We start from the raw sequence: 15768 nt of genomic DNA on the forward strand, positions 1-15768 counted from the left end.
AAACCGCCGTTTTACGCCGTATCAGGCGACGTCGCCGACTTTGGCCCTGTCATGATGGACGATGACTTCGAGATCCGTCCCGGCCGATCGCGGGACCAGGGCATGCCGGCCAGCCGCAAGGCGACCTCGCTCGTCGGCCAAGTGCTCAAGGCGTCGCGCCGCTCCGGGGCAACGCCGCTCGCTCGCCGAAGCGGGAAGCCTGCCGGGACGGGAAGATATGGCCGGGGCCGCGCAGCTGCACTGCGCGCGCGGCGTTCGCCTTATCAGCGCCGTGTGGTGATCAAGGCGCGCGCCGTGCGCCACAAAGGCGCGCGGTTCCGGGCCGCGCCGCTTGCGCTTCACGTCTCCTACCTCGAGCGCGATGGCGTGACGCGCGACCAGGCGCGCGGTCAGCTCTTCGATGCCGGCGGGGACAATGCCGATGGCGAAGCATTCGCGCAGCGCTGCGCGGATGATCGACACCATTTCCGGTTCATCGTGTCACCCGAAGATGCGACCGAACTTACCGACCTGCGCACGTTCACCCGCGAGCTGATGGACGACATGGCCCGCGATCTCGGCACCCGGCTCGACTGGGTCGCGGTGGATCACTGGAACACCGACAACCCTCATGTTCATGTCCTCGTCCGGGGGCGAGCAGCCGACGGTGCTGACCTGGTCATCGACCGTGACTATATCCGTGAGGGCATGCGCTCACGGGCCGAAGAGCGCGTCACCATCGAGCTCGGGCCGCGGAGCGAACGCGACATCCAGCACGCAATGGCCCGTGAGGTCTCTGCGGAGCGGTGGACGGGCCTCGACCGGCAACTTCGCACGATGCAGGATCGCGACCAGGTAATCGATCTGCGCCCAGCGGCGGATCAGGACCGCCGGCGCCATGCGCTGCTTGTAGGCAGGGTCAACACGCTGGCACGCATGGGGCTCGCGAGAGAAACGCAGCCAGGGCGCTGGACGATGCGCGCCGATGCCGAGAAGACCCTGCGCGATCTCGAAATCCGCGATGATGTCATCAAAACGATCCACCGCTCGATGGCGGAGAACGGATGGCGCTCAGACCTGTCCCGGCTTGCAATTCACGACCAGCAGCCATCGGATCCGATCATCGGCCGACTGGCCAGCAGGGGGCTTCATGACGAGCTGTCAGGCAAGGCCTACGCCGTGGTCGACGGCATGGATGGTAGGACACATCACCTGCGCTTCAACGATCTCGAAGCCACCAGCGATGCCCGGCCCGGCGCGATCGTGGAACTGCGGCAGTGGACCGATCGCAAGGGACAGGGCCATGCCGCGCTGACGGTCCGTTCGGATCTGGGATTGGCGGAACAGGTCACGGCCAAAGGAGCGACGTGGCTTGATCAGCAACTGGTGGCGCGGGAGCCAGCAACACATGGGGCTGGCTTTGGGCGGGAGGTCGAGGAAGCCCTGAAACAACGCTCTGAGCATCTGGTCGAGGAAGGGCTGGCAACCCGGCAAGGGCGGCGGTTTCTGTTTGCCCGCGGCCTTCTCGAAACCCTGCGTCAGGGAGAGATGGCCGAGGCGGCGAACAGGCTCTCCTGGCAGACCGGGCTTCAGCTGCATGCGAGTGGGCCCGGGGAGCATGTCGCAGGCATTTACCGGCAGCGCGTCGACCTTGCGTCTGGGCGCTTCGCCATGATCGACAATGGTCTGGGGTTCCAGCTAGTGCCTTGGCAGCCCGCCTTGGAGCGCAAGCTTGGCCAGGCCGTGACCGGGGCGGTGAACCAGCGCGGAGGGGTCGACTGGAGTTTTGCGCGGTCGAGGTCGATTTCGATTTGAGGTTCGGACTTCTGAATGTCTGCATGGTCGGACAATCCCAACAGGCAGGTTCTGGCGGCGTAATAAGCAACCCAGCCTTTCATTCAGTTGCACGAGATCGCAGCAGTTCTCGCTCCTAGGCCTAGACTCAAAAAGCGCTGATGGATGAGCATAGAGCTGTCGCCCATTTATTTCCCAAAGGGAGGTAGTTTCTCACTCGTACCATTACAGGTGAATGGGGTATATCCACGAGCGGCCGACGCCAGTTGTGGTCTCGCGTGAGTAGCTGGGTGACGACGGGTAGATGATAGACGCCGGACAGTCGCGTAGATGACGTAGATAGTGAAGGCCGAAGCCTACTGCTTGAGGTTTCGTGGCAAGCGGCGACAAGTAGAGATTGGTGATCCGGTAGTGCCTACCGGCCGAGTGGACAGCCGCAGCAAGGGAAGCTGCCGTCACGAACGGATCGTTTGCACTACAATAGTATATCTCATCGCCGCTACGAGGCTGCTCAGACTGCACTTTGTCAAAGCGCAGTATGCTCTCGTGATACATGTCCGCGCTCAGAGACGGGAAACTATGGAGCTGCAAGACCCGTGCACCCTCCTTGGCTTGAAGGACGTGAGAGATCAAATGGTGATCGTAGCCGATGCCGACTACCACAACATCCCCCGAGGTCTCAGTTTCGTGTGCCCCGACGTAGCCGTTGACCGTGACGACACGTACGTCCTCGCCGATCGAAAACACGGTGTCAGCCTTACGCGCATATTGCTCAGGTTCGGTATAAAGCAAATCAAAAGCGGTCACACCAATGTCCGCGAGGTGCGCCATCAAGTAAAGAATGTGGGGCCGCATCATTCCGGTAATGTCGAATAGCAGCCTGCGGTGACGCGATTGGTCGAATCCTGCCGCCGCCAGTCCGGCATTGATGATAGAGGCCTCATCTCCCTCGGCTAGGAAGGAGCTTGATGGTATTTCGGGCAGTTCGCTTGGCCTATAGCGGTACTCTGGCATTACCCACCAATGCCGTTCGAGGGCTGGCACGCGCTCAAATACCGAACGCACCCGCTCGCTGTCGTTGTACGCTGAGATGAATAGGTCCCAAGCAGGCGCAGCCTCGGACAACTCGACCTTGGCGTCGAGCAGTGTTGCGATGTCGAGCATGTCAGATCAGGCGGTCAGTGGTTTCGGGGGTGGGGGTGAAGAGTCGGGACACGCGCTTCTTCATCAGGGCCGCTAGGCCCGATCGCCGTGCGGGATCGAACATTGCATTCGCGAGCTCGGTCGAGAGTTCCATCGAACCGCGTCTGTGCTCAGAAACCTCCCATCGAGGTGCAAGCATTGGACCAAGTTGATAAAGAGCATCGACCTGATCGTTGTTCTTGTTGCGTCTACCTTCCTTTATTCTGATCAGGTAGGACCAGTTCTCTGCGACTTGGAGGGTACGGCGACTGTCGTCGGTCAAGGTGTCTAGTTGCACGCTGAAGGCGCAAAGATCGCATTCGGACGGGGAGTCGCTGTAACGCACCGTTCGGAACAAAATCGCCACGCTTTCGATCGAGTCGCGAACCTTGAGTGCTCCACTCGGCGGCTGTGCGTCCTCCCAGAACCAAGAGGCACCATCACGAACACCGTCCGACTGAGACTGGATGGAGATGACACCACCTGCGAACGGCTCCTCGCCGGCAAAGCGACTGCGTCGGAAGATGTGCTTCAGATCGACGAGTAGGTTGCGGGTAATCCCCTGTGAGAGCCCAATGATCGTCTTGAAGCCCGCGTATGGTACCCGCTGCTGGTGATCTCGGTGCAGCTGAGCGAGAATATCGGAATCGAAGTAGGAGATGATCTTCGCGAGGTCAGCTCCACCTTCCCGGTTGCCTTCCGCGAGAGCGCGCGCCTGCGTTCCAGCTCGCGTAGCGAGCTCAAGTGCCTCGACAGCCGTCGCGGGCCAGTTCTTCCGGAAAAAAAATGCCGCCGCCTTTTCTAAATATCGCCGCTCCGGCAAAGCTAGACGGCGCACGACCTCTGTGGTCGTCACGTCGTCAGCGCCCACTGAGGCCTTAAGATCAGAGGCGATGCTCTTCAGGTAAGCTGGTTCGCGCCCCTTCAACTGCGGCAGGCGTGCGTCAATTGATCGCCAGTATTCGCTCGGATCGAGCTGCTCAAAGTGTTCGTCGAGTGCGTCCGGTGCGACGCTGCCATAACCTGCGGATGCAATCCGCTTGACCACGAGTTGCCTCACCAATTGCTCATATTGATCGGGGTGGTCCCTAAGAATCTCATCTAAGACGACGCGCTCGTACTCGGCGTCGCGTCGGATTGGTTCGCCAGAACCGAGCGTGTCGAAAGTCTTAATTCCATAGAGCCTCGCACCGACCTTAATTGTTGCGTTGCCGCGAACATAGCGAATGAGCGAGTTTAGGAATCTCTGCTGCTCGGTCGTGAAATTCTCCACCTCATCTATCAAGTACACGAATAGGGTATCGCGCAGCCCTGCCGCGTATTTGGAGATCAGTGGCGGAATTCCAAACACTAGGGCGCCGGTCGAGAACGTTATTACAACGTCCGGATATTTCCCACGAAGTCGGCTGTTGTTGACCTCGAAGTCGATTTCCTTACGCGTGCTCGTAATCGTGACGAGCAGTTGCTCCAATCCATCAGGCCGTAGCTCAGGCTCTCTGTCGAACAGTCCGCAAACCTCCGCCGCGAATGCTTTCTCGTCAAAGGCATCGTCGCAGGCTGACAGATAGTCGCGCAGCACTGTCAGCAGAGCCGTCGCGAGCCAGAGTTCGAAATAGTGTGCAAAAATGAGGTTCCATCTTTCCTCAGCGCCGTCGTCCCTTGCAAATTTGTCCGTGTTGAGGGCGTCCGCATGGACATAAATACCCAGATAACCATCGACTTGGGCCGCGCGAGCCATGTTAGCGGAGTGCCGTGCAGCCTGCACGGGAGCCGAGCAGTAGCGCATCAAGTGCGTCTTGCCGCTGCCCTTCCCGCCAAGCAGCAACATCGGCGTATGTGACGTGGGCTTCAGGATTTCGACGAGGCCACCTTGCACATTTGCTAGGTCGACCCAAAGCGCCTCGATCTGATCATCCGAGAATGCAGTCGCCTTGTTTGTGTCGAACGGATTGTCGCGGTGGCTACTACGCATCGTCTTTCCTAGATCAGCTTTGGATATCGCTTAAACGCGGGGGTCCAAGGCATCCCTAAAGAGCCTTCGCCCCATATGATAGGCAGCGTGTTGTCGGGAGTGTTGTGCTGAAAGCCAATGAGAAGCTGGTTGTCATCGAACCCGCCAGGGTGTGCGGGGCAAATCAGTGCGCCGTATGTCAGTGCAACTTTAGCTAGGGTGGCCGGATCGATGTGCGCAGGTTTCGCGTGCAGGATGCGAGACCTTTCGGATAAACATTGATAGGTCTCATCGAGCTCGAACACAGCTGCGCTATTCTCTCCGAATCTGGTGTAGCGACGAACGCGCTCCATCCCGGCCTTCGTCGCGAACATCGAAAGGTAGTGCAGCTTCACGTCCGGCAACAGCGAGGCAAGCTCAGTCAGTACGTTTCTGGAGTATTTTATGGCCGTATCCCCAGACCCACATACGTCATCGACGAAAACGTATCTATTGATGTTGGCGTCGGCGATTTGCCTAGACGTTACGCCGTCCGGGGTGACCGTTGTAGTAAACATGGCTGCTGGATCTAAGAATAAGTCCTTAGGTAGAGCATTTTCCTGTCTAAAGTAGTAGAGCAAATGCACACCGCTTTCCGATGGATTGCCGACGCCAAGGAAGCGAGTACGCGCCAGTGCCGCATGGACGCCCTGCGCCACTGCTTGACAGTCACGTGACCCGCCGAGGTCTCGCCTTACTTCCTGGATCAGGGGGACCATAAACAGGTCTCGGAAAACTGCTTGCAGCAGCACCCGCGTCTCTGCGCCGCCAATGAACAGGAACTGCGATAGTAGGAAGAGTGCGTGAAGTTGCTCGACCTCGGGATCGAAGCCCGACCGGCCATTGAAGTTTCGTAGCCAAGCGAGGACGCTTGGCCAAGTGTTGCGGTTTTCCCACGCACGCTCGCTGAGAATTGTGATGCGCTCACGTAGTGCTGCCCACGTGTCTTCCGGCGTTGTCGTCGCGTCTCCCGGCAGAAGATCGTCTAGATCACTCACAGATCATTCAGTCCTTGCGAAATACGATTACGGATTCGGTCGCGATGATGCCGGCGGTACTCGCGCGCCGGGTCATTAGCTGCCGAGTCAGGATCGTGTCGACAAGCGAGAGGACTACTGTCATCCCCAATTGCTCCAGCATCTCGCGCAGATATTCCGAGGATGCGAAGCGCCTTCCGCAGACGGTGTTATCCCCGATGACAAGCACGAGGTGGCCCCCAGGCCGCAAAACCCGAACGGCCTCTGTGAGCGCACTTCGCATCTCTGAGAGATATACAGCGACTATTGTTGCGCGTGACGGGTTCTCCTTTGCAATCTCGGCGATCAGGGCGTCCGCACACGCGATGCCTGACGGATGCTGCTTACCCCACGACGCTTTCGCGAAGTGCTCGCGACCTATCGTACGTTCTTCTAGCCCCCGCAGTTGGCTAGCTGGCGTGAGTCCAAGCCATCCCAGGCTCAGGCTTGATGCGCGCACATACTTCTGGGCTCCAGCGTAGGGGGGGGAGGAGATAATCATCCCAACCGACCCGTCGGCCAAGCGTGACCCGTCAGCGGCCTTTAGCGAACGCGCATCATTGCCGGCACCGATCGCTTCGCCCAGGCCGTCAATTAGCCCGAGTGTCGCAAGCCGGGCGCAGTTTGCGGAAAGGTGCGATACGAAAAGCTCCATCGGGGCTGGCCTAGCTGGCGCATCGCCAGGCCGATACCGAACGGGTACAGAGAAACGCGGGTCCGCGTTGCTGGACTTTCGCGCAACTGCTGAAAATGTTGCAAGCATGAGGTCGCGCTGATGGCCTGCGTCAAGAGCGTCTATTGCCGCCCGGAGGCGTACAAGTTGAGCAATCACTGCGGGAGAATACCATTTTTGGATATTCACAACCTCAGGAGGCTTCCGAGCTCGTGACTTCGCAAATGAGCCGCGCACTTGCTCAAGAGCGACTGCGACACCCGCCGTGTCAATCGGGTGAGTCTTGACTGCGGTAAGCAGGCGACCGAGGGGGTTCGCCTCCGCGTATAACGCCGTACGGCCAGATAGAACCGTCTCGAGGGCGACCGTGCCAGACCCAGAAAAGGGGTCAAGCACGGTGTCGTCTGGGCGCGCGTAGGTGCCATTAGCCAAGAAAAAATGTGCGATGTGCGGCAGCAACTTCCCTGGATAAGGATGTAGGTAATGGCTCGAGCGCTCGCCGGACCTGATCCAGTGCACGAGCTTTCGGAACGTGACCTCAACCGGCTTTCCGCTGTCGGCGAACTGCCGCGTCAAAGCGGCGAGCGCCATGGTGGTGTCGACCGGGAAGGGAACGAAATCTCCTGATGCTCGCCTACCACTCCTCGCTTCGCTGTGCCGCATCGGTATTAAGCGCACCGCTTCAGTTGTCGCCAATAGTCGCTCCCCCTGCATTTCGTCGACCACTTCGAAGCTGACTGCTTGCGCCCAGCGCCCTTTAAACACAATATGGTGCCGCGCGTTTGTCACGCATGCCATCGCCCTACACCGATGGGACTGCTTTACCTCAACGATACCTGTTCGCGAAAGTCTATTCGGTGCCGCTTGTGGTTCGCATGATGCTCCGCCGGAGCGAGGCTATGGATTGGTCCAGCCCCTTTCGCTTGCCCGTCGCGTAATCAGCGAGAGCTCTTCGACAAATCTTGAAGGCCGCGCTCGGCGGTCGGGCAAATCTTACGGCAGCCTAGGCTGGAGTTCTGACCAGCGTTTCCCCGCTGGCGAGAACAGCCTTAGGGAAAGCCATTTCCGGCGGCTCCGTAACCTCAGCCGCCCCAGGCAAGATCGCCATCATCTCGTCATGAAAACCCGCCCAGTCGGTCACCGACTTTCCGCGAAGCTCCTGGGTTGGCATCCCGCTCGGGTTAGGATTCCAGCTTTCCAGCCAGCAGACCAGTGGGCTGAGCGGTATGTCGAAATAGCGGAACAGGAGCTTGTCTTTATCGACCTCATCGAACCGGTTAGCGATGTACTCGCGCAGCTCATGATAATGGACAGTCTGATCCACGATCTCCACCGGGGGCTCTCCCGGCGATTTGCGACACACGTGCGTCAGTTCGTAATAGTCGAGATAGGGGTTGAAGCGGATGGCAAGGACATCAGTGAAAGGACCGAAATTTGCGCGACCGCCCAATAGTTCAAAGCTAGAATAGACCTCGATCTGTACATGCGGACGAGCGGTGAGGCTAAGAAACTGGTTGTCATGAACATTTTCGCGTCCAGAAGAACGCAGATATTCGACGAACCGTCGCCCATTGGTCGTGAGGACGGCGATGAAGGCCGGATATTCGAGCTTGGCGTATAGAGAATTGTTGATGTCTGCACTGTCGATAAGTGCAAGATGATGTTTGGTCAGGAGGTTAAAATAGCGCGTAAAGAAGGGGTATAAAACTGCACGGTCGAAAGTGTAGGTGATCGGTACCGTCCCCTCCCGATCCCTCACCGTCTTGCGGATTATGTCGGAGAGCAGGCTCGAATGGAACTGCAGCTTACTGCAGAGACCCCATAGACCCTCAACAAAGAGGTCAAGAGCGCTGACACTAACCGTTCCGCTGCCGCTGCCGTCTGTGTGAACCAGTTTCTCAAGTTCATGGCGCAACTCTGCATACTGGCCGTCGTTATACACAACCAAGTCGAATCGCCCGTGAAGATAGGTTTCGAACGCGGCGTCGAGCTGATTATTCTTCGAGAATTCTATATAGCTTGTACCCAGCGGATCGTCTCCGCGGGACTCAATATGATGAGTGACGTCGACCCAATAAACGCGGTCTTCGCCTGGGTGATGAACGAACAGGAAGAGCGGTATCGACAGCTCGCGCCAGTAGGCGAGGTCATCTTTGCCGGGATAGAACCTGAAGGAGGTCGCTGTCTCCGACCGAACGTAGCTCATGCCAGACTTTATCTGGGCCCCAACGAGCTTCCCTGTGGGGAATTCGCCAAGCGCGACCTCGATCGTGCCGTCGACCCCGACGTCCTCCTCTAGAAGATTACGCCAGATGAGGTCGAGCCGGTTACATGCCTGCTCGACGGCAATGACGCCGGCCCGACCCTGCCGCGCATTTCGTACCCGCTTCTTCACTTCACCCGCTCGTGTCGTTAGCATTGCACAGGCTACTGTAAGGCCTTGTAGATCGCCTGTGCCGCGCGATCGCACACCTGTCGATGCTGAACGTCCTGCGCTACTAGTGAACCGTGGCAGGAGGTGCAGGCTTCGGGAAGTATTTCCGAACTGTCAAGAGTCGGCTAGGTCGGCGGAACCGGACAGTGACAAAGTCACGGCTGAGTTCGCCGAGCCCTTCTTCTACTACGCCACTCTGCGCTCGCTCAACAGACTGTATTGAATGCCCGCTTCTGGCTCACCAGCGTTCCCTGAAGGAGCGCAGTCATGTCAGGAACCCGCATTCTCTGGGGGCAGATCACAGCCGTTCTGCTCATCGTGGTGGTTGGTGTCTGGGGAGCTACCCAATGGACGGCAGCGGCTCTGGGATATCAGCCCGAGCTGGGAGCATCGATGGGCATTGCCTTCGGTCACCCGATCTATCCGCCGCCGGCAATTTTCTGGTGGTGGTTCAGCTTCGAAGCTTATGCCCCGGAGGTCTTTGAGACGGGCGGCATGATTGCTGCTGCCAGTGGGCTTGCCGCCGTCGTTGTCGCTATAGTCATGTCGGTCTGGCGGGCGCGCGAATTGAAACGGACGGCGACGTTCGGCTCCGCACGATGGGCTGATGGGGCCGAGATTGCTGGCGCGGGACTGCTGGGCGATCATGGTGCCGTGCTGGGCCAGAATGAACAATGCTATCTTCGTCACGACGGTCCGGAGCACGTCCTCTGCTTCGCGCCGACCCGCAGCGGCAAGGGCGTGGGGCTTGTCATCCCGACCCTTCTGACCTGGCCTGCCTCGGCCATCATCCACGACATCAAGGGCGAGAACTGGAACCTCACTGCCGGTTTCCGCTCGACGTTCAGCCGGGTGCTGCTGTTCGATCCCACAAACGCCAATTCGGCAGCCTACAATCCTTTGCTGGAAGTGCGGCGCGGCGTGACCGAAGTCCGCGATGTCCAGAACATTGCCGACGTTCTGGTCGATCCCGAGGGCTCGCTTGAACGCCGCAATCACTGGGAAAAGACCAGCCACTCGCTGCTAGTCGGCGCGATCCTTCATGTGCTCTATGCCGAACCGGAGAAGACCCTGGCCGGAGTGGCGGCATTCCTCTCCGATCCCCGCCGCACCATCGAAGCGACGCTGACTGCCATGATGGCGACACCCCACCTTGGCGAAGCCGGGGTTCATCCCGTGGTCGCCAGTGCCGCGCGCGAATTGCTGAATAAATCCGAGAACGAGCGGTCCGGCGTCCTGTCGACAGCCATGTCCTTCCTTGGCCTCTATCGCGACCCGGTTATCGCCGAGGTCACCCGGCAATGCGATTGGCGGATCATGGACCTGGTGACCGGCAAGCAGCCAGCGACCCTCTACCTCGTGGTGCCGCCTTCCGACATCAGCCGGACCAAGCCGCTTATCCGCCTGATCCTCAATCAGGTTGGACGGCGTCTGACGGAAGAACTTGAGGCTGACAGCAAGCGGCACCGCGTCCTGCTGATGCTGGACGAGTTCCCCGCGCTGGGACGGCTCGATTTCTTCGAGAGCGCGCTGGCCTTCATGGCAGGCTATGGCCTCAAGGCCTTTCTGATCGCCCAGTCGCTCAACCAGATCGAGAAGGCCTATGGCCAGAACAACGCCATCCTCGACAATTGCCATGTGCGGGTCTGCTTCGCCACGAATGACGAGCGCACCGCCAAGCGCGTGTCGGATTCGCTGGGCACGGCCACGGAAATGCGCGCCATGAAAAACTATGCCGGACACCGGCTTTCGCCCTGGCTTGGCCACCTGATGGTGTCGCGCTCCGAAACGGCCCGGGCCTTGTTGACGCCGGGCGAGATCATGCAGCTCCCGCCGGATGACGAGATCGTGATGCTGGCCGGGCTGCATCCTATCCGTGCCAAGAAGGCGCGGTATTTCAAGGATCGACGACTGATCGCACGTATCCTGCCGCCACCAGAGTGCCGGAGGGCCGCACCAAACACCGCGAATGCGGGTGCCTGGGCGGATATGATCGTCCAGTCGCCAACAGCGCAAAAGCACCCGGCTCCGGCGGACGACGAAGATTGTGACGCGGACAATGGCGGCATCAGGCGGGAGCCGGAACTGCCGGAGCATGAGGAGATCGTCCTACCCCCGCGCGTGGTCAACGAATTCGAGTTCGAGGAACCCATGATCGAGGAAGACCTGGCGCAAAGCCGGCGGCAAGCAGACCGGATGCGGACCGTTGCCCGGCAGGCGGCGCTTGACCCTGGCGACGGGATCGAGCTGTGAAACGCACTCGCCACACCTTCCGCCTGCCGCCCGAGCTTGCCGACCAGTTGGCTGACTACGCTTCGCGCAAGCGGGTTTCGCAGGCTGCCGTGGTCGAGGCAGCGCTGGCATCGTTCCTGTCGCCAGACAGTTCCGAACGGATGGAAGCCGCCTTCAGCCGCCGTCTGGACCGGATTTCACGGCAGCTGGACAAGCTGGATTACCATGTCGAGGTCGGCAATGAGGCCATCGCCCTGTTCGTGCGGACCTGGCTCATCTCCAACCCGGCCTTGCCGGACAGCCAGCTTCCGGCCGCGCAAGCCCAAGCGCAGGAGCGGTTCACGGCTTTCGTCTCAGCTCTCGCGCGGCGGATGGAGAGTGAGCAACGCCTTGCGCGGTAATCAGCTTCTCTGCCTCTCCCGCCTTGTGATCGGCCCCGAACCCGGCGTAATGCTGTGCCATGAATGCAGTAGAGATCGAACAGGCCATTTCTGAACTGGCCGAACAGCCTTTTGACCGCACGGAATTCCCGTTCGCGTTTCTGGAGGCCTTCGGCAACAAGGCCACTACGATCAAGAAGCTGCGGACTGGCGCCTCCAATGCATCGGACGTTCCGGGCGGTGTGCTTCAGCGCAGCAATATTCATATTGCCACGTGTGCCGCGGGCACTGTCGACGAAACCCTCAAGGCCTTGCGCGAAAGCCCCAAGACGGCAGCGGCGAAGGCGAAATTCATTCTGGCAACCGACGGCGATCAGTTCCAGGCCGAAGACCTTGCCAGTGGCGAGACAGTGGCTTGCCCCTATGCCGAATTCCCCGATCACTTCGGCGTGTTCCTGCCATTGGCTGGTATCACCACCGTCAAGCAGATCCGCGAGAGTACCTTCGACATCCGGGCGACAAGCCGGCTCAATAAGCTTTACGTCGAACTGCTGAAGGACAACCCGGACTGGGCGACTGCCGAACGCCGCCCGGACATGAACCATTTCATGGCCCGCCTAATCTTCTGCTTCTTTGCCGAAGATACTGACATCTTCCACGGGGAAGGCCTGTTTACCCGCACGGTCGAGCAGATCAGCGCACGCGATTCGTCGGACACGGCGCATGTGATCAGCGAAATCTTTCGCGCGATGGATACCAAGCTCGCTGATCGTGCCGGGGCGAGCATACCCCGCTATGCCAACGGCTTCCCGTACGTGAACGGACAGCTGTTTTCCGGTAGCGTGGAAGTGCCGCGCTTCAGCCGGATCGCCCGTTCCTATCTGGTGCACATCGGCAACCTGAACTGGAAGAAGATCAATCCGGACATCTTCGGCTCGATGATCCAGGCGGTGGCCGACGACGAGGAGCGCGGTGCGCTCGGCATGCATTACACCAGCGTGCCGAACATCCTGAAGGTGCTGAATCCGCTGTTTCTGGAGGACTTGCGCAATCAGCTGGAAGAAGCTGACGACAATGGCCGCAAGCTGCTCAACCTGCGCAACCGGATGGCGCGGATCCGCGTCTTCGATCCTGCCTGCGGATCCGGCAATTTCCTCGTCATCGCCTATAAGCAGATGCGGGAAATCGAGGCCGAGATAAATCGGCGCCGCGGCGAGCCGGACCGGCGCAGCGACATCCCGCTCACCAATTTTCGTGGCATTGAACTACGTGATTTTCCGGCTGAGATCGCGCGGCTGGCCCTGATCATTGCGGAGTACCAATGCGACGTGCTCTATCGCGGACAGAAGGAGGCGTTGGCCGAGTTTCTGCCGCTCGATAGCCAGAACTGGATCTTTCGTGGCAATGCCCTGAAGCTCGACTGGCTGAGCATCTGCCCGCCGGCTGGCACGGGTGTGAAAGCGCGAGCCGACGATCTGTTTGAAACTCCGCTCGATCAGACCGAGATCGACTTCGCCAACGAGGGGGGCGAAACCTACATCTGCGGAAATCCCCCGTATATCGGCGACAAGTTCCAGACCAAGGAGCAGAAGGAGGACCTGAAGGCCTTCAAGACCGGACGCCAGGATGTGCGTGCTGTCGACTATATTGCCGGGTGGTTCTGGAAGGCCTCGGATTACATCCGACACGGCGGCCGTTTCGCGTTCGTTTCCACCAATTCCATATGCCAGGGCGTTCAGGTGCCGCTGATCTGGCCTAGGATTTTCAACAACGGCCAGTCCATCTACTTCGCGCACGAGAATTTCATGTGGGGTAACAATGCCTCGCGCAACGCGCAGGTCACCTGCGTGATTGTCGGTGTCGCGGACAAGCAGGAGCGGCGGAAGTTCATCTTTTCCGACACGACCCGAAAAGAGGTCGCTAATATCAACCCTTATCTCTCCGCTGGTGAAACCGTGATCGTGGAACGATCGTCCGAGCCTGTCTCAAACGTGTCGGTCATGTTTGGCGGAAACATCCCGCGCGACAAGGGCAACCTCCTTTTGTCGTCGGATGAAATGCGGCAACTGATCGCGACCTATACCGAGGCTGCCAAGTTGATCCGACCGATTGTCGGCTCAAACGAGTTCATCAACGGTTTGCAGCGCTACTGTCTGTGGATCGCCGATGAAGACGCCGACCTGGCATATTCGATTCCGCCCATTGCGGCCCGGTTGGAAGCCATTCGTGATTATCGCCTAAACGGCAGCGAGCGTGGAAAGGCGGGGCTGGAGACGCCCTACAAATTTGAACGGACCATCATCGGGCGCGAACGCACCATCATTGTCCCGAGCGTTTCGTCAGAACGCAGGGAATACCTGCCTTGTGGCCTTCTTGATCCTGATGTGCGCGTATCCAATCTAGCGCTGGCGATATACGATGGCCCGGTCTGGAACCTTGCGCTTGTTGCCTCACGCCTTCATCTGGTGTGGGTCGCTGCGGTCTGCGGGAAGCTTGAAACTCGCTATCGCTATTCGAACACCATGGGGTGGAACACCTTCCCGGTTCCCAAGCTGACCGAGCAGAATAAGGCGGATCTCACGCGCTGCGCCGAGAATATCCTGCTGGCGCGCGAGGCCCATTTCCCGGCAACCATTGCCGAACTGTATGATCCCGAGAAGATGCCGGAAAACCTGCGCCATGCCCATGAGCGCAACGATGAGGTGCTGGAGCGGATCTATATCGGCCGCCGTTTCCGCAACGATACCGAGCGGCTTGAAAAGCTGTTCGATCTCTACACCCGGATGACCGCGAAGGCGGCGTGACCCGTGCGTGCCGGTGCGGATGGGATTTTGACATAGCGGAATTCGTAAATCAGAAAATGGGGTAGAATCTGAAATAAGGCCTTTGTGTCAGCGCAAATCTGACATATGAAAATCGCAATGGCAGATTGAGGGGCCTTTTCTGAATTATGGAACTTTCAGCCTATCAGGCAGGGCGCCACGAAGCCCAGCTGGAATATCGCAGCTTCCTGCCCGATTCGATCAACCATGGCTGGACCATATCCGACCCTCAGGTGCTGCAGCTGCTGGGCCAGGCCGACCGCGCGCTGGGCGAGCTCAACGCGTTTGCTCAGCTGATCCCCGACATCGAATTCTTCATCCGCATGTATGTGGCCAAGGAAGCGACGCAATCGAGCCGGATCGAAGGCACCCAGACCAACATCGAAGACGCCTTCAAGGACGCTGAAGACCTCCTCCCCGAAGTGCGTGACGACTGGAGCGAGGTCCAGAATTACATCCACGCCATCACTTTCGCCATCGAAAGCCTGGAGCGACTGCCGCTTTCCAACCGCTTGCTGCGCGACACCCACGCCATCCTGCTCGATGGCGTACGCGGGGAAACCAAGCGGCCCGGCGAATTCCGGATCAGCCAGAACTGGATCGGGGTAAGCCTGAAGAACGCGGCCTTTGTGCCGCCGCATCATGATCACGTTCCCGAACTGATGAGCGATCTCGAAAAGTTCCTGCACAACGCCGAGATCATGGTCCCGCCCCTGATCAAGATCGCCATCGCCCACTACCAGTTCGAGACGATCCACCCCTTCCTCGACGGCAACGGGCGACTGGGCCGCTTGATGATCTCGCTTTACCTGGCTTCGGAGAAGCTGCTGGTGAAGCCGGCCCTGTATCTCTCCGACTATTTCGAACGGAACAAGACCGCCTACGTCGACCACATGATGGCCGTGCGTCAGGGCAACCACATGCGCGAGTGGTTGATCTTCTTTCTCCATGGCGTGGAGGAAACCGCCCGGGCTTCGGCCAATGTGTTCAGGGCGATTCTGGCTCTCAAGGAACGCATCGAACGGGAGGTGCTGCCGCGCTTCAGCCATCGCCGCCAGGAAAATGCCCAGCAACTGATGCGCTACCTCTATGGACGGCCGGTCATTGATGTGAAGGCGGTCACCGGACTGCTATCGACGACGACCAATACTGCCGCATCACTCATCAATGATCTGGTAGAGCATGGCGTGCTTCTGGAAGTGACCGGCCAGAGGCGCAACCGGCTCTTCCTGTTCCACGATTATCTCGAACTCTTCCGAAAGTAGC

11 protein-coding genes and 1 pseudogene are annotated in these 15768 nt (G+C 59.3%); 6 read left to right on the top strand and 6 right to left on the bottom strand.

Features of this window, described 5'->3' with window-relative positions; translation table 11 throughout:
- The first annotated feature begins 54 nt into the window (after positions 1 to 54).
- Entirely contained in the window at positions 55 to 1794 is a 1740-nt protein-coding gene (locus tag H7F53_RS08755) for a relaxase/mobilization nuclease domain-containing protein (protein ID WP_185679222.1), read from the top strand.
- Positions 1795 to 1998: 204 nt separating this feature from the next.
- Here the strand turns inward: H7F53_RS08755 and H7F53_RS08760 are convergent, their stop codons facing one another.
- From H7F53_RS08760 to H7F53_RS17985, 5 genes and pseudogenes are all read right to left on the bottom strand, one after another.
- Positions 1999 to 2937: a hypothetical protein gene (locus H7F53_RS08760; protein WP_185679112.1), complete on the bottom strand. Its 939-nt coding sequence runs from the start codon at positions 2935 to 2937 to the stop codon at positions 1999 to 2001.
- Position 2938: 1 nt separating this feature from the next.
- A complete protein-coding gene (locus H7F53_RS08765) occupies positions 2939 to 4927 on the bottom strand; it encodes an ORC-CDC6 family AAA ATPase (protein WP_185679113.1) in 1989 nt (662 codons plus the stop codon).
- 8 nt (positions 4928 to 4935) lie between these two features.
- Entirely contained in the window at positions 4936 to 5943 is a 1008-nt protein-coding gene (locus H7F53_RS08770) for a phosphoribosyltransferase-like protein (protein WP_185679114.1), read from the bottom strand.
- 7 nt (positions 5944 to 5950) lie between these two features.
- On the bottom strand, positions 5951 to 6616 hold the full coding sequence (locus H7F53_RS17655; RefSeq protein WP_246438781.1) for a hypothetical protein: 666 nt from the start codon (positions 6614 to 6616) through the stop codon (positions 5951 to 5953).
- 357 nt (positions 6617 to 6973) lie between these two features.
- Positions 6974 to 7153, bottom strand: a pseudogene (locus H7F53_RS17985) (hypothetical protein); the annotation flags it as partial.
- Between H7F53_RS17985 and H7F53_RS17660 the strand changes: the two are divergent.
- The gene (locus H7F53_RS17660; RefSeq protein WP_246438782.1) at positions 7118 to 7261 is read left to right on the top strand and encodes a hypothetical protein; all 144 of its coding nucleotides are present in this window, start codon (positions 7118 to 7120) and stop codon (positions 7259 to 7261) included. The pseudogene H7F53_RS17985 and the gene H7F53_RS17660 sit on opposite strands and share 36 nt — an antisense overlap.
- Positions 7262 to 7637: 376 nt before the next feature.
- Here the strand turns inward: H7F53_RS17660 and H7F53_RS08780 are convergent, their stop codons facing one another.
- On the bottom strand, positions 7638 to 9029 hold the full coding sequence (locus tag H7F53_RS08780; protein ID WP_185679116.1) for a DUF4365 domain-containing protein: 1392 nt from the start codon (positions 9027 to 9029) through the stop codon (positions 7638 to 7640).
- A 306-nt stretch (positions 9030 to 9335) separates the two neighbouring features.
- Here H7F53_RS08780 and H7F53_RS08785 point away from each other — a divergent pair, with 306 nt between their 5' ends.
- The 4 genes from H7F53_RS08785 (at position 9336) to H7F53_RS08800 (ending at position 15767) form a co-directional block, all read left to right on the top strand.
- A complete protein-coding gene (locus H7F53_RS08785) occupies positions 9336 to 11321 on the top strand; it encodes a conjugal transfer protein TraG (RefSeq protein ID WP_185679117.1) in 1986 nt (661 codons plus the stop codon).
- A complete protein-coding gene (locus H7F53_RS08790) occupies positions 11318 to 11701 on the top strand; it encodes a CopG family transcriptional regulator (protein ID WP_118072663.1) in 384 nt (127 codons plus the stop codon). Before H7F53_RS08785 ends, H7F53_RS08790 begins: the two co-directional genes overlap by 4 nt.
- A gap of 59 nt (positions 11702 to 11760) precedes the next feature.
- Positions 11761 to 14484: a class I SAM-dependent DNA methyltransferase gene (locus tag H7F53_RS08795; RefSeq protein ID WP_185679118.1), complete on the top strand. Its 2724-nt coding sequence runs from the start codon at positions 11761 to 11763 to the stop codon at positions 14482 to 14484.
- Between the two features lie 146 nt (positions 14485 to 14630).
- Positions 14631 to 15767: a Fic family protein gene (locus tag H7F53_RS08800; protein WP_185679119.1), complete on the top strand. Its 1137-nt coding sequence runs from the start codon at positions 14631 to 14633 to the stop codon at positions 15765 to 15767.
- The last annotated feature ends 1 nt before the right edge of the window (position 15768 follow it).

Source organism: Novosphingobium piscinae (assembly GCF_014230355.1).
GTDB classification, from domain to species: Bacteria; Pseudomonadota; Alphaproteobacteria; order Sphingomonadales; family Sphingomonadaceae; genus Novosphingobium; species Novosphingobium piscinae.